The organism is Paenibacillus sp. FSL K6-1318 (assembly GCF_037976905.1).
GTDB lineage: Bacteria > Bacillota > Bacilli > Paenibacillales > Paenibacillaceae > Paenibacillus > Paenibacillus amylolyticus_A.
Genome location: NZ_CP150270.1, coordinates 2853082 through 2868225, shown reverse-complemented (window position 1 = coordinate 2868225; position 15144 = coordinate 2853082). Strand labels below are relative to the sequence as shown.

At 48.1% G+C, this 15144-nt stretch carries 8 protein-coding genes; 1 reads left to right on the top strand and 7 read right to left on the bottom strand.

Features of this window, described 5'->3' with window-relative positions:
• Positions 1-21: 21 nt before the first annotated feature.
• The 5 genes from NYE45_RS12845 to NYE45_RS12825 all read right to left on the bottom strand — a co-directional run bounded on the left by NYE45_RS12845 (position 22) and on the right by NYE45_RS12825 (position 12083).
• Entirely contained in the window at positions 22-738 is a 717-nt protein-coding gene (locus tag NYE45_RS12845; RefSeq protein ID WP_340017363.1) for a YebC/PmpR family DNA-binding transcriptional regulator, read from the bottom strand.
• Between the two features lie 278 nt (positions 739-1016).
• On the bottom strand, positions 1017-2738 hold the full coding sequence (gene cysI / locus NYE45_RS12840; protein ID WP_340016918.1) for an assimilatory sulfite reductase (NADPH) hemoprotein subunit: 1722 nt from the start codon (positions 2736-2738) through the stop codon (positions 1017-1019).
• 53 nt (positions 2739-2791) lie between these two features.
• Positions 2792-4627 (bottom strand): assimilatory sulfite reductase (NADPH) flavoprotein subunit, encoded by a 1836-nt coding sequence (locus tag NYE45_RS12835; RefSeq protein WP_340016917.1) that lies wholly within the window; start codon positions 4625-4627, stop codon positions 2792-2794.
• Positions 4628-4884: 257 nt separating this feature from the next.
• A complete protein-coding gene (locus NYE45_RS12830) occupies positions 4885-10107 on the bottom strand; it encodes an S-layer homology domain-containing protein (protein ID WP_340016916.1) in 5223 nt (1740 codons plus the stop codon).
• Positions 10108-10526: 419 nt separating this feature from the next.
• The gene (locus NYE45_RS12825) at positions 10527-12083 is read right to left on the bottom strand and encodes an ABC-F family ATP-binding cassette domain-containing protein (protein WP_340016915.1); all 1557 of its coding nucleotides are present in this window, start codon (positions 12081-12083) and stop codon (positions 10527-10529) included.
• A 319-nt stretch (positions 12084-12402) separates the two neighbouring features.
• Here NYE45_RS12825 and NYE45_RS12820 point away from each other — a divergent pair, with 319 nt between their 5' ends.
• Positions 12403-12876 carry an SET domain-containing protein gene (locus NYE45_RS12820; RefSeq protein WP_340016914.1) on the top strand — a complete coding sequence of 158 codons (474 nt, stop codon included), beginning with the start codon at positions 12403-12405 and terminating at the stop codon, positions 12874-12876.
• Positions 12877-13092: 216 nt separating this feature from the next.
• Here NYE45_RS12820 and NYE45_RS12815 read toward each other — a convergent pair whose 3' ends face one another.
• A complete protein-coding gene (locus NYE45_RS12815) occupies positions 13093-13701 on the bottom strand; it encodes a DUF1349 domain-containing protein (protein WP_340016913.1) in 609 nt (202 codons plus the stop codon).
• A 48-nt stretch (positions 13702-13749) separates the two neighbouring features.
• Positions 13750-15096, bottom strand: coding sequence for an NAD(P)/FAD-dependent oxidoreductase (locus tag NYE45_RS12810; protein ID WP_340016912.1), 1347 nt, complete (start codon positions 15094-15096; stop codon positions 13750-13752).
• Positions 15097-15144: the final 48 nt, after the last annotated feature.

Sequence of the window (15144 nt, the reverse complement as noted above, 5' to 3'; positions counted from 1 at the left end):
ATCACATATCGCCTAGTTCTCTTAAATGAACTCTACGTTATGGTAAACCTGTTGAACATCTTCAAGATCTTCAAGCGCATCGATCAGTTTCTCGAACTGAGCTTGTGCATCCTCTGGAAGTTCAATATGATTTTGCGCAAGCATCGTCAGCTCAGCTACTGTGAACTCAGTAATACCCGCAGCTTTGAATGCTTCTTGTACAGCATGGAATTGATCCGGTTCTGCATATACAATCACAGCATCGTCTTCGTCCACGATATCACGTACATCCACATCTGCTTCGAGCAGAAGTTCAAGTACTTCTTCGGAATTCTTGCCTTCTACACCGATAACCGCTGTTGGATCAAACATGTAAGCAACAGAACCACTGACGCCCATGTTACCAGCGTTTTTGTTAAACGCAGAGCGCACTTCCGGCGCTGTACGATTTACGTTGTTGGTGAGTGCATCAACGATGACCATCGCACCATTCGGTCCGAAGCCTTCATAACGCAGCTCTTCATAGTTCTCATCCCCGCTGCCTTTTGCTTTTTCCATCGCACGGTCAATAATGGCTTTGGGTACATTATACGTTTTGGCACGCTCCAGCACGACTTTCAGTGCACGGTTCGCTTCCGGGTCTGGTTCGCCCTTCTTGGCAGCTACATAGATCTCAACGCCGAATTTAGCGTAGACCCGGCTCGTGTTTGCATCTTTTGAAGCTTTTTTTTCCTTAATATTATTCCACTTACGACCCATATCGTTTCCGCTCACTTTCAACATGTAATCTGCTTTCTACTATGCCATTATATCTTGTTGAGCGTACTTCAACAAGTTAATACACACGAAAAAATGGGAATAACTCCGGTGATTATCCATCTCCGTTTAAAGTTTAGCCACAGTTTATCCTCTCATAAATCTCTCTGCAACAACTACCGTTATCTCTATTCCCATCATATATAACAAACAAGAAGCACTCCATAAGGAATGCTTCCGCGCTAAATCAGTCTTAACTTTCGTTCATATTACCCACTCATTTAAGCGTGAAATTGTCGACCATCCAGCACTTCTGGAACATATCCCGCACGAATGACAAAGTCTCCGAAATGTTCACCTTCATTGCGCTCTTTGGCATATTGATTAACCATTGGAGTCAACGTGTCCAGAATCTCGGTTTCGCCAATGTTTTCTTTGTATAGCTTGTTCAAGCGATGTCCGGTGAAGCTGCCTCCGAGATACATGTTGTATTTACCTGGTGCTTTACCAATAAACGAAATCTCCGCCAGCATCGGTCTTGCGCATCCGTTCGGGCAGCCCGTCATGCGAATGACTATCTCTTTGTCTCTCAGCCCTGCTTCGTCCAGTACTGGCTCCAGTTTGTCGATCAAAGATGGCAAGTAACGTTCGGACTCAGCCATTGCCAGACCACAGGTCGGAAGTGCAACACAAGCCATCGAACTTCTGCGCAGCGCAGAGTAATGCGCACCATCGGTCAGGTTGTACTGCTGAATGAGTGCTTCAATCTTTTTCTTCTTCTGGCTGCTGATATTACCGATAATCAGATTCTGGTTCGCTGTCAGACGGAAATCACCCGTATGCACTTTGGCAATTTCACGCAGACCCGTCATGAGCGGATAGCCGTCAACATCCTTTACACGACCATTCTGAATGAAAAGCGTGTAGTGCCATCTGCCATTATTGCCTTTTACCCAACCATATCGATCTCCGTTCGTCTCAAAATGATATGGACGTGCCACATCCAATTTCCATCCCAGACGGGTAGTCAACTCTTCGATAAACCACTCCACACCACGGTCATCCAGCGTATATTTGAAACGAGCATGTTTACGAACCGCACGATCACCGTGATCACGCTGAATCATGACTGTTTTCTCTGCAACATCAATCATTTGCTCTGGCGTACAGAACCCAATGACTTTGGACACCTGAGGATAGGTTTTGGCGTCACCATGAGACATCCCCATGCCACCGCCAACGGAAACGTTGAAGCCTTGCAGCTTGCCGTTCTCCACAATAGCAATAAAGCCAAGATCCTGTGAAAAGACGTCTACATCATTGGATGGCGGTACAGCAATACCGATTTTGAACTTACGTGGCAAATATACTTTGCCATAGATCGGTTCAACTTCTTCGTCGGAATCCTGGGAATCAATCACTTTCTCTCCGTCCAGCCACAGTTCATGGTAGGCCCGCGTGCGAGGATCCAGATGATTGCTCACCTGACATGCCCACTCATACACTTCAGCATGAACATCGGACTGATTCGGATTCGGGTTACACATCACGTTACGGTTCACGTCACCACATGCAGCAAGTGTGCTTAGCAACGAATCGTTCACCTCGCGAATGGTGTTCTTGAGATCCCACTTCAGTACGCCATGCAGTTGAAAAGACTGACGTGTGGTCAGACGAATCGTCTCGTTCGCATATTTATGTGCAACACTGTCCATCATTAACCATTGCTCTGGTGTTACAATACCCCCGGAAGCGCGCACACGCAACATAAATTGGTATGCAGGCTCCAGTTTGGATTTGTGACGCTCATTACGCAGGTCACGGTCATCCTGCATGTAGCTGCCGTGGTGTTTCATCAGACGGTTGTCATCCTCGGGAATCGCACCCGTGATACGATCAGCCAACGTTTCGGTCAGACTTCCGCGCAAGTAATCACTTTTGATCTTTATATCTTCCACATCGCTATTCGTGCGCTGTGGGTTAAGTAAGTTATTATAAGCCATGCTGCTTTCTCCTCTCGTCTCTGCGGGATAATGCAATCCGGCTGGGCCGGTAATTAATAGACGTCCCGCTGATAACGTTTATCCTGTTGCAACCGTGTTAGATATTCCGATGCCTGCTCAGGCGATAAGCCGCCTTCTTGTTCGAGAATCGTGGTAAGCGCAGCATGCACATCATGTGCCATTTTTTTCTCGTCACCACAGATATATACACTTGCACCTTCCTGAAGCCACTGGTACAACTCTTTGCTGTGTTCCAGCATGCGATGTTGTACATACACTTTCTGTTCCGTATCACGTGAGAAGGCTACATCCATCTTCGTGAGCACACCATCTTTGAGCCAGCGCTGCCATTCGGTCTGGTATAGGAAGTCGGTGGCGAAATGCTGATCCCCGTAAAACAGCCATGTCTTGCCTTCTGCTCCTGTTTCTTCACGTTCACCAAGGAAAGATCTGAACGGCGCTACACCTGTACCTGGGCCAACCATGATGATCGGTGTATCCGGGTTCTCAGGCAGCTTGAAATTCGGGTTATGCTGTATATATACAGGCAGGGTGTCGCCAGCTTCGATTCGTTCAGCCAGATGAACCGAGCATACACCGTAACGCTCTCTGCCACGTGCTTCATAACGTACCGTACGAACCGTAAGATGAACCTCGTCCGGGAAAGACTTCGAGCTGCTCGCTATCGAATACAGACGTGCCGGAATTTTGCGAAGAACAGCTACGAATTCTGCAGCAGGAATACCTTTCAGATTATAATCCTGAACCAGATCCAGCAGATCACAGCTATTCATGACTGTACGGAATTCGGAATCATCTGCGAGCAACGCTGTCAGCCCGCTTCCCGGATTCAGCTTCGCCAGTTGTTCCACGACTGGTTTCGTTACGGCTGTAATTTCGAAATAACGCAGCAACGCTTCATGCACAGATGCCTGATCCCCGTTTTTATTCACAGTCACGCGCTCATTGGCATTCCATCCCATGGCTGCAATCAATTCATCCACAAGACGTGGGTGATTCTCAGGAAATACCCCAAGGCTGTCACCAGGCTCGTAATCCAGATTGGACCCTTCCAAAGACAACTCAATGTGACGTGTTTCACGGTCCGAGCCTCTGCCATTCAGATTGAGATTTTCCAAAACTTCACTCTTGAATGGATTCGTGCGATCATATTCGGATTCCCCGCCGCTCACCGCAGCTGTAACAGCTTCAGTGGTTACTGTGCCCGCAGCACCAGATGTGCTGCTTAATGATGCCAGTACTTCATTCATCCACTCCGCAGCTGCTTCATCAAAATCAACATCACAGTCCACGCGCGGTACAAGAGCTGTACCACCCAATTCCTGCAATCGATTATCGAAGTCCTTACCTGTCTGACAAAAGAACTCATAGGAGGTATCTCCGAGAGCCAACACCGAGTAACGGAGTCCTTCGAGCTTCGGAGCTCGTTTGCTGTTCAGGAATTCATGCAGCGGAATCGCATTATCCGGTGGTTCACCCTCGCCGTGGGTACTAACGATGATAAGGAGGTTTTCAATTTTCTTGAGTCCGTTCGGTTTGAAATCGCCCATCGATGATAACGTTACCTGAAGACCTTGCTCTTCAAGTTTCTTGGCCAGCTTCTTGGATAGGCCACTGGAATTCCCGGTTTGTGAACCGAAGAGCACGGTCACTTCCCTAGACACTGGCGGAGCACTGACAGGCGCAATACCTGTAGTTGGCGGAGCCTGTACCAGGTTAGCTGGAGCCGCTATTGTTGCGCTTGCCTGGATTGCTGCAATATATCCACTCAACCAAGTCCGTTGTCCATCGGTCAACGTAGGAATAAGACGATTAAGCAGTTCAACTTGTTCTTGATTAAAAGGGCTGTTTGTCACTTGAAGTTCCACTGTTTGCCACCTCGCGCATTGCTTCGATTTTAATTCCGACTAAAATGATCACATTAATTAAATTTCTTCTATCTAAAACCTAACACACCGGGTGTTTAGGGTCAATTTCAATGATTTTATGACATTTATCAGTTTCGCTGATAAAGGAACAATATGTGCGAATCCACCTCTGTTAGGGTAACGCAAAAAGACTTACTCCAACCTGGGTTTCAGGTCAAAGTAAGCCTTTTTTCACACGCTCCGATTCTGGTGTATCATCACTTATTCCATACGAGTTTGCTCATCATCGCATATAGCAACGTAGCCGATTCGGCTCGGGTCGCTTCGGCAAGAGGTTTCACCTCACCTTTGTACCCGTTGGCGATGCCCAAATTCACAAGTAATGCCACACTATCCCGAGCATAAGAGCGAATCTTGGAAGCGTCGCGGAAACGAGTGAGACTATCTGTTGCAGGCATCTCGGAGTCAACCAGTCCAGCCGCTGCAAGAGCTCGCACTGTCAACGTCATCATTTCCTGACGGGTGATCGTGGACTCTGGCAAGAAACGCCCGTCACCAGTCCCCCCGGTAATGCCGAGCGAACGCGCAGCTGTAACTGCTTCGTAGTAAGAAGCCTTTTCGTTTACATCAGAGAACGCATTTCCGGAAGCCGTATTCAAGCCCAGTGCTGTCATCAGCCACTGTACGTATTGGCCGCGGGTCATCTCCTGTTTTGGATGCAACTGAGTGGAATCTCCGCTTGCCTCAGCATCAATCACGCCTCGGACAGCCAATGCCTCCATCGCTTTCTTGGCCCACTGCACTTCTGCAAGATCTGCGAATGTCTGCTCTACAGAGACAACAGCATAATTTCCTGTAAGTGGTGTTACGGAAAATACAATCTGCCCGCTATTAGAATTATAGTGACTTTGCGGCAACGGGGTTGCCACACCGTTCCTGTCAATGGCAAACGCTACAATTCGATCCTGCTGAGCATTTGGCGATGATTGATAAGGCAAACGAAGCACCAACTCACTTCCTGATGGCCAAGCCTGACCATCCAGTTGGAGTTCAAGTTGAACCCCATGCTTCGTGCCAAGCTGATCTGCGACTGTTTTCGGTAGCTCCGTTCTGACCCATCGGATTAACGCAATACCGTCACTAACCGCATCCTTCGTTAACAGTGTCGCAGGAAGCTCCAACGTCCCCAGCTCAGTTACGATGTTGAACACATGTGATTCACCTTGATCCAACAACGCAGAGGCAGGCAGAGACACTTCATATGCAGTTGCTCCCGAGACCGGCTTCAGTCGAAGTTCAACCAAGCGTTGACCCGCTTCTGTTCTAGGCGCAAATTTGAAAGCCTCTTTGATGGTGGAATCATCCACTTTGAACTGCACTACACCCTTCTGGTCGGACTGTCCCTGCAACTCCAGAACAGTACGGTCTTTCTGTGGCTCAGGTTGTGGTGAAGAATTCTCTTCACCTGGGCTACCACTTCCTGACTGTCCGCCATTGTTGTCTGAACCAGAATTATTTCCTGGACTACCACCGGAATTGCCGCCTGGACTACCGCCCGAACCAGGGTTACCTCCGGGGGAAGGAACATACGCGGGTACCTTCACCGTCAAAGGCACAGTCAGAGCTTTACTGTCGTCAGAAGTTCGAGTTATTTCCAACGCAAGTAGTACCGTTGTTTCCTTTGATGGCGGGACAATCGTTCCATCGGTTTGAATGACAGACGGTACCGAACTGGAAGCGATCGTCACCGTGAAACCTTGCGGCACTACCGGTAACTTCAGTTTCTTTGCACCTGTAGAAGGCTGTTCCAGTTCCGTAATGCCTGTAGCTACATCGGCAGCGGTCTGCTGGACCGTAAGTACCTGATATGCGGAAGATAAACCACTCACGGATTGCCCAGACGCATCAAAAGCTTCCACTTTGTAATAGTAATCTGTGCCGGGGTTCAACTCACTGTCCTTGTATTCTCTCAAATTTCCGTTATAGACCACTCTATACTCACCTTGCTCACGATCTGAGCGGTAGAGCTTGTAGCTTGCTGCACCAAGACGTGCATCCCAATGAAGCGTTGCGCTCGTTGAATCAAGCGCCTCAGCATTGAGGCCAGCACTGTCATTGGCAGGTGGTGCCGCATCTGGTTTAACGATCATAATCCAACTAATCATCGGGTCCTGCGATGCCGTGTTGCGCACGGTCAGTTCAAGCTTGTTGTCCGATACACTAATGCCTTTGTGCGCTCTCACACTGGCAGGTGTAAAAGTAACTGCACCGGTATTGGTGCCATTGATGATGAAATTCGCTCTGCGTGATGCATTGGTCCACGGATCGTTGAATCCGGCGTACACGTCGTATGTCCCATTCGGCACATCAAATGTATAGGTTAAATCCGTGCCTTTAGGAGAATTGCTGACATTGCCACCGTTCAGATAACGTACGGTCGAGAATATATCCCCGCCATTCGAACCGGATGCCAGTGCATCTGGGCTGACATACCCCCAATTACGTCCCTCTGCCGGAGCGTACATCTGATCCGCTGTTCCCGGATTGGCAAGCGTCCCTTTCATATAAGCACCCATGAGACTATAATCAGCCGTTTCATAACCTCCGCTATTCACAAAATATAGTGTATTCTCTGGAATGACGTTTACACGAACCGCCTGTTTTTTGTTGTTATATTCCGGTGTCGTTACCTGTAACGTGAGCGGTCCAGGTCTAGCAAAATCTTCCGCCGTCATGGCCCGATTATCAATCGTCCATACTGCTGGCGTTGACACCAGTTCATCCCCGTCGCGCACATTCAATGTCGTAGGCAAGGAGGGTACTTTGCCAAGCGCCACAGCTTCTGGCAGCGGATCAGCGATATCGACCTTGCCCATCGAATTCAGCAGGTCAGGCGTCCAGCTGTTATACCACTTAATCGCGATGTCGGAGCCTATTCCAAACTCAATTGGCAAGAACACGTATTTTGCAGCGTCATTCGAGAAATTGCCACCGTTCCACGTATCCCCTACGTAAATGAATTTGCCTTTTTCCGGATCAACCGGAATGACGGATGTGGTCTGGGTGCCAAATGCTTTGCCTGGATCGGGATCACTTTGCAACGTACGTACAAACGGATTGGTCTGCGTTGACCAAGGCCCGAAAATATTGTCCGCCACCGTCACTTTATTTTCGTTAGGGGCCCATCCGGAAGCTCCGGAGGTTAATATATAGTATTTACCCTGATACTTGAACATCGCTGGCGCTTCGCGTTGCCCTCCAGGGAACACACGCACGTAATCGACGCCGTATTCCGCCTGATAGGTGGAATCACGTACCGGATTGCCTTTGTCATCCGTTCGTCCTTCCTTATGCCACCCTGTTACGTCACTGTAGTCTTCAGTCAGTTTGGAGATATACAGCGTCAGGTTTTCCTCACTGGAGTAGATCAGATAGCCAGTGCCGTCATCGTCCTTAAATAGTGTCATATCACGAGCCATCCCCACATCACTTGGGAAGTAATCTTTCTCTCCTTCGGGGGTTCTGTCCATTCGGTAACTCTTCTGATACACGAAAGGCCCTGTCGGAGAGTCGCTGATCGCGTAACCAGCCCGCGCTTTACCGTAGTTTGCATTATCGTTATAAGGGTCCTTGTCGCCGTCCATGTGGGCCCACATTACGTATTTCTTCGTTTTGTCGTTGTAGATGACCTTTGGTCGTTCAATAATCCGTCCTTTGCGAATATCTGCCCAGATATCCACGCGGTCCTCACGCCCCGCATACAATTCAGAGATCAACGGGTCATTGTCAAAATCATCCATCGATTGGAGCGTCGTTAAAGCCATGCCTCCATCCGTCCAGTTCATCAGATCCTTGGAAGAATACACACGCACACCAACCGCTGGCCAGCCGCCCTTATGATATTCGCCATACCAGTAATAGGTCTCTGTCTGTTCATCATAGAAAAAACCAGCTCCATGCGCATCGATCGGCTTCCCGTCCAGATCTGGCCACAATTGCCCCGGAGTAATGCTTGTGCGAACTGTGGCAACACCCAACGGTGCGGATGCGGGAGAAGATACGCCGTCTACGGTCGCCTGGAGGATGTAAAAATATCCTGTGCCCATCGTCAGACCACTATCTGTAAACGTGCTTTCATTACCACTATAGACCTGCTGATACGTTCCCGTAGTACTGGTTGCACGGGACACTGTATACGTTACATCAGATCCAGGCAGGACATTCCATCCGAGAGAGATTGATGTATCCGTCACAGCTGTTGCAGCAAACTCTGCAGGAGAGTCAATGGAATACGTCGTGGCTTCTGCAACAGTGAACGTTGACTCCCCAGCTGCGTTGTAGGCCGTCACGCGATAGCTGTAGCTGTTGCCGGGCTCAAGTCCCTCATCTGTGAAAACAAGCCCCTTCCCTTCGTAAACCTGCTCATATTGGTCACTGCCAGCTTCAGATCGAACCACACGATAGCCAGTTGATTTGTCCACGGCGGGCCAAGATAGCTTCACGCTCGTGGCATTGAGTGCTACCGCTTTTAATTCGCCAGGAGCCTGTGGTGCCGCCGCTGTCGTCCGAACTTCCAGCGGAGCAGTCCATAATGACTCGGTTAGGCCTCCGTATTCATAAGCGAGCTTGTAATAATACACCGTATCCCCGCTTAATCCTTCATCTGTGTGTCCCAAAGTTCCGGTGTTGGTTACCAGGGAATAGCCGCCTTCAGGCGTGGAGGAACGATAGAGGCGGTAGGTTGATGCACCTGAGATTTCAGACCATTGCAGGGAAACCGAAGATGCCGTCTGCTCTGCAATGGATAGCTGAATATCGTTCCCTGGCGGCTGCTCCGCGATTGTGACGTCATCGATATGTACCGACTGCCACTTATTTCGAATGCCAACGGTACCTGACCCGTATGTAGGATCGACCAGATCGAATACCAACCGATCGGAGCCGTTTTCCGAGATATACCCTCGAATGGAGGTACCCGAAAGCACCACTTTGAGCGTGTACCACGTATTTTTGACAAACGCATAGTCCACTGTTTTCAGTGGTGAATCTGTCCCGTTTACCCTTTTCGAGAAAACGAGTTTATTGTTAGGAACTTGCATTTGAAAATAGTAAAAGTTGCTCTTATCCTGAAACCGCGGCAATATTCCCGGATACCCCTGACCGGCTCCCGTGAAAAAGCGCATGGACACGGTCATGTCCGACATGGAGTCTCCAGTAGAGATAATGCCTTCATTGGTATCGCTCTGGAAAAGCGTCGAGTTGGATGCATCTGTCGGGTCCGCAATCACTTCCCAATTGCCTGAGCTTACGTTCCATGCTGGTGATGCCGTGAAATCCCCATCCGAAAAATCGTCCTGCAACAACGTGGCGGGTATACTGTTCAGATCAGCATATGCCTTACTCGGCAGCATCAGCGGTCCGGAGGATAGCGCAAGTGTAGCAGATAACATGAATATCATGGGTTTCCTGAGTTTATCCAATGTTCATTCTCTCCTTTGGCTTGGAAGATGAAAGCATGGTTCTTGAAGGCGCGGTGTTGTTGTCCGGCCTGTCCTCAGCAGCCAGCGGTCAGTAACGAGCTAGGTCCACCTCCTTATTTCAATGAAACCGGTTTCATTAAAGAGCAAAAAAAGACCCGTCTTCCCTTCTAAGTGCAATGATACCCATTTGGAATACCGTATCTTCCTTGCCCCTATGCAGTGAAACAGGTTTCTAATATATAAATGTAATCGCTTTCCTGAATTATATTATTGCCTTATTCAAGCTGTCAACTATGAATTCGACTCAAACATTTTTCGTTAAAACCATGCAAAAAAGGCGCGAGTTCTGCCTGTTTTGCAAGCAAAATTCGCGCCTTTTTTCACCCTTCGAGCTTGTTCGCAAGCTCGCTAGTATGACCTTAAAATACTTTCGTCGTCCACGACTCACAGTTCCAAGTCTCCGTAACCACATCACGATAGAATTCCGGTTCGTGGGAAATCAACAGAATGCTGCCTTTGTAAGCCTTGAGCGCACGTTTCAACTCTTCCTTGGCATCAACGTCCAGATGGTTCGTCGGCTCATCGAGCACAAGCAGGTTGGTTTCGTTATTGATCAGCTTACAGAGACGCACTTTGGCTTTCTCCCCACCACTTAGTACAGCTACCTTGCTCTCAATGTGTTTTGTAGTCAAACCACATTTCGCAAGTGCAGCACGCACCTCGAACTGGGTATACGAAGGGAACTCCTGCCAGATCTCTTCAATACACGTATTGTAGTTGGCATCCTTCATCTCTTGCTGGAAGTAACCAATCTCCAGATGTTCACCGCGTTGAACGGTTCCTTCCAGAGCTTGAATTTCACCCAAAATACTGCGCATCAGGGTTGTTTTACCGATTCCGTTCGCACCAACGAGGGCAATCTTCTGTCCGCGCTCCATACGCAGATCCAGTGGTCTGGACAACGGTTCGTTGTAACCAATCACAAGACCTTTGGTTTCGAAAATGAGCTTGCCGGATGTTCTTGCATCACGGAAGTTGAACTGCGGTTTCGGTTTCTCCTTGGCGATCTCGATGACATCCATCTTATCAAGCTTCTTCTGTCTGGACATCGCCATATTGCGTGTAGCTACGCTTGCTTTGTTACGCGCTACAAAATCCTTGAGGTCAGCAATCTCTTGTTGTTGGCGCTTGTACGCCGACTCCAGCTGCTGTTTTCTCATCTCATGCACTTCCTGGAAATGATCATAATCGCCCACATAGCGAGTTAGATTCTGGTTCTCCATGTGATAGATCAAGTTGATAACACTGTTCAGGAACGGAATATCGTGAGAGATCAGAATAAAAGCATTCTCATATTCCTGCAAATAACGTTTCAACCATTCGATATGCAATTCATCCAGATAGTTCGTAGGCTCATCCAGGAGCAAAATATCCGGTTTTTCAAGCAGCAGCTTGGCAAGCAGTACTTTGGTACGCTGTCCACCACTCAGGTCATTGACGTCTTTATCCAGACCGATATCTGTCAGACCCAGACCACGTGCGGTTTCATCCACTTTCGCGTCGATCATGTAAAAGTCCTGGTTCGTCAGTGTATCCTGAATCGTACCTACGTCTTCAAGAAGTTGTTCAAGCTCCCCTGGAGTCACATCGCCCATTTTGCCATACATATCATTCATTTCCTGTTCCATGTCGAACAAATACTGGAACGCGCCGCGAAGTACGTCACGGATCGATTGGCCTTTGTTCAATACAGCATGCTGGTCCAGATAACCAACACGCATCCGTTTGGACCACTCTACCTTGCCTTCATCCGGCTGAAGCTTGCCTGTAATAATGTTCATGAAGGTGGATTTACCTTCACCATTGGCCCCGATCAGACCAATATGTTCGCCCTTCAAGAGGCGGAATGAAACGTCGTTAAAGATAGCACGGTCACCAAAACCGTGACTTAATTTTTCTACATTTAATATGCTCATTCATGACACCTTTTCTATATAGACTTAATTCTTCAGCATTTTGCATAAATTCGAATCCTACCGCTCACGGGTACAAGATATAGACGAATAAAATCATTTCGATCTATATCTTGCTGATTGGAAGACGTTCAGGGGATTTATGCAAAAAGCTCCTTTGTATATTATAAGCGTTATATCCTGCACAACTCAACGCCATATTAAAAATTATTCCACCTTTTTGGCGGAAATTTGCCTTATATGAAAGTATAGGTTAAAATTTTGCCTTAATGATTTACTACTATACAGAACGGAGCTCTTCGAAGAGCATCAGGTGAAGATTATGATTGAAGTGAAACAATCCAAGTTAGGTGATGGTGGTGAATTTAACCGCGGGGTATTTGCTACCGTTGATATTGCCAAAGGAACGCTTATCCATCAGGCACCCGTCGTGCCTTACTCGAATGAAGATCATGAGCATGTCGAAAAAACGATTTTGGAAGATTACGTGTTCGAATATGGGGCGAATCATACCGCCATTCTGCTCGGCTACGGCAGTCTGATCAACCACTCTTATGAACCTAACGCTACTTATGATATCAATTTTGATAACCACACCTTTGACTTCTACGCGTATACAGATATCAAGGCTGGCGAAGAAATCGTGATCAATTACAACGGTGAGGAAGACAGTATGGATCCACTATGGTTCCTGGACGATTACGAGGAGCGTATGCTGGAATTCAATAAGTCCAATGGTGATGAGGATGAAAAAGAGACCGAAACCCAGTCCCTGGATACGGATACGAGTAAATAAACATTAAATTCACCAAGGTTCGCAAAGATCTTCGTTGTAGGAAGCAAAAGAGCTCGATGCACACGGTGTAGTATGATACGAGTACCTGGAGTACTCTCTCAAGTACTCTCCATAGTCCGATGTTTAAACACGAATAGGCAAGTCCTCCGTTGATGGAAGACTTGCCTATTCGTGTTCTATTACTTTTTAAGTTAGATATGCTTGGCTTAACTTGTTTTAATCCGTAATTGGCGGATCTGTATGCAAGTCTTCATCCGGTGCCGTGGATCTCCACTTCGTAAAAGCTACCTCGAACCCTGCACGCTTCGGTGAACATAGAAACGGACCGGCTTTTTTGTTCATCGGATGGGCAAACCGCGCAACTCGAATCGTTCGCCAGGCATGCTCATCTGTCCGAGCACGTATGACAACGGCCTCGTTACTGTAGGAGGCTCTAATCGTTACGATTCGTCCGCCCCACTCTGGCACAGGAGACAGTGACCAATCGGAATACGTATCCGTCACAACGGCTCCAACATGAGCGACACCATCATTGACTTCAACCCCAGCCTTGATCCATTGATCTTCTCCGTACCATAACATTAATCCCGCCTGATCATACAATTCGGTAAATGAACTCAGATCGAAAGATACTTCAATGGCTTCCGTTCCATCCCATGGTGCAAGCATGGCGTGTCCATTCCGATGACAGAACCCATAGAATGTTTTTTCCCAGAAGTCACTACCTTCCTGAGCTTCCACGACGAAACGATCCCTATCCATCCGCGCAGCAACAGGTTCCGTGGTCCACTTGCCTTCATGCAGCCCTATAAAATCCGTTGACATCGCTATTCTCATCCTTCCTTCCGTCCCAAAGAGGGGACATCATCACTTCTACAATAGCGAACCCAAGTCCGATGCAGCAGTAGGATATGCAAAATTCATGGTGTTTAGCTGATCAGTCGTTAGATTGAATTGAATCGCCATTGCAAAAAGGTTAATCAATTCTTCTGTTTTGCTACCGAGCACATGCGCACCCAGAATACGGCCGGTTGATTTATCGATCACCACTTTGGCCATGGCAACTTTTTCATGCGTTCGCTTGTAAGTATACCATTTCGACGTATCATTGTTCTGTACCTCGTAGCCTTCTTTCTCGGCTTGTTCCGTACTCATGCCTACAGATCCAAGTGCAGGGACAGTAAACACAATGGTAGGCATGACTTTATAATATGGTTTGTGTTGATTTCCCTCCAACAAATTAAACGATACCGCGCGGGATTCCTGTCCAGCTAGCGGGGTCAAAGGCAGTCCTTTTGTGTCGGTCACATCGCCAGCAGCATACACTCGTGGATTGCTTTCACTTTGCAAATACTCGTTCACCGTAATCCCCTTTTTGCTGTAGCTGACGTTGCCATTCTCCAATTCCAGGCCATCGACATTGGGAATGCGCCCGGCTCCGTGCACGACTAGTCCGCACTGCCACTGGTGATCTGCACCATTGCGTGTACCATGTACGACATAGGCGTTCCCCTCTTGCCGTATGGATTTCACCTCCGCGTTCAAGTGAACATGAATGCCGATCTCTTTCGATTTTTGCAACAAAGCTTCCACCAGCTCCGCGTCAAATGATTTCAACGGCTGTTCACTCCGATGTAGTATGTGAACTTCCGTCCCGGCTCTGGCGGCAATATGAGCAAACTCAAATGCAATGTAGCCACCGCCTACCAGAACTAATCGATCCGGCAGCTGTTCCAGATCCAGAAAGTCATCACTGTATATGAGATGCTCTGAACCCTCAATCTGAAGTGGTGCAGGTCTTGCACCTGTAGCAATCAGAATGTGTTTGCCATGAAGCACTTCTTCTCCAACTTGAATATGGTCTTCATCGACGAATGAGGCTTTACCATGAAACGTATCCATTCCGGCCTGTTTGAATTTATCCTCGCTTGCTCTGGGTATGCTCTCGGTAAAGGTACGCTTAAATGCCATAAGTTCAGACCAGTTAATGGTCGCCTGTCCCTGAATTCCTTTGCCTTGCATCCGTTCATTCCAGTCGATCAGCTCAGCCGCTCCAGCCAGCACTTTCTTGGGATCACAGCCGCGCAGTGCACACGTTCCGCCGAACTCACGTTCATCAATTACAGCGATTTTCCATCCAGCTTCAGCGCAACGGGTGATTACAGAACTTGCCGCGCTTCCTGTTCCAATCGCAATCAAGTCATAAGTTTCTTGTGTCATCATGGTTCCTCCTCTTCCTCTTGGTACATCTATTGTAGGGATACACGA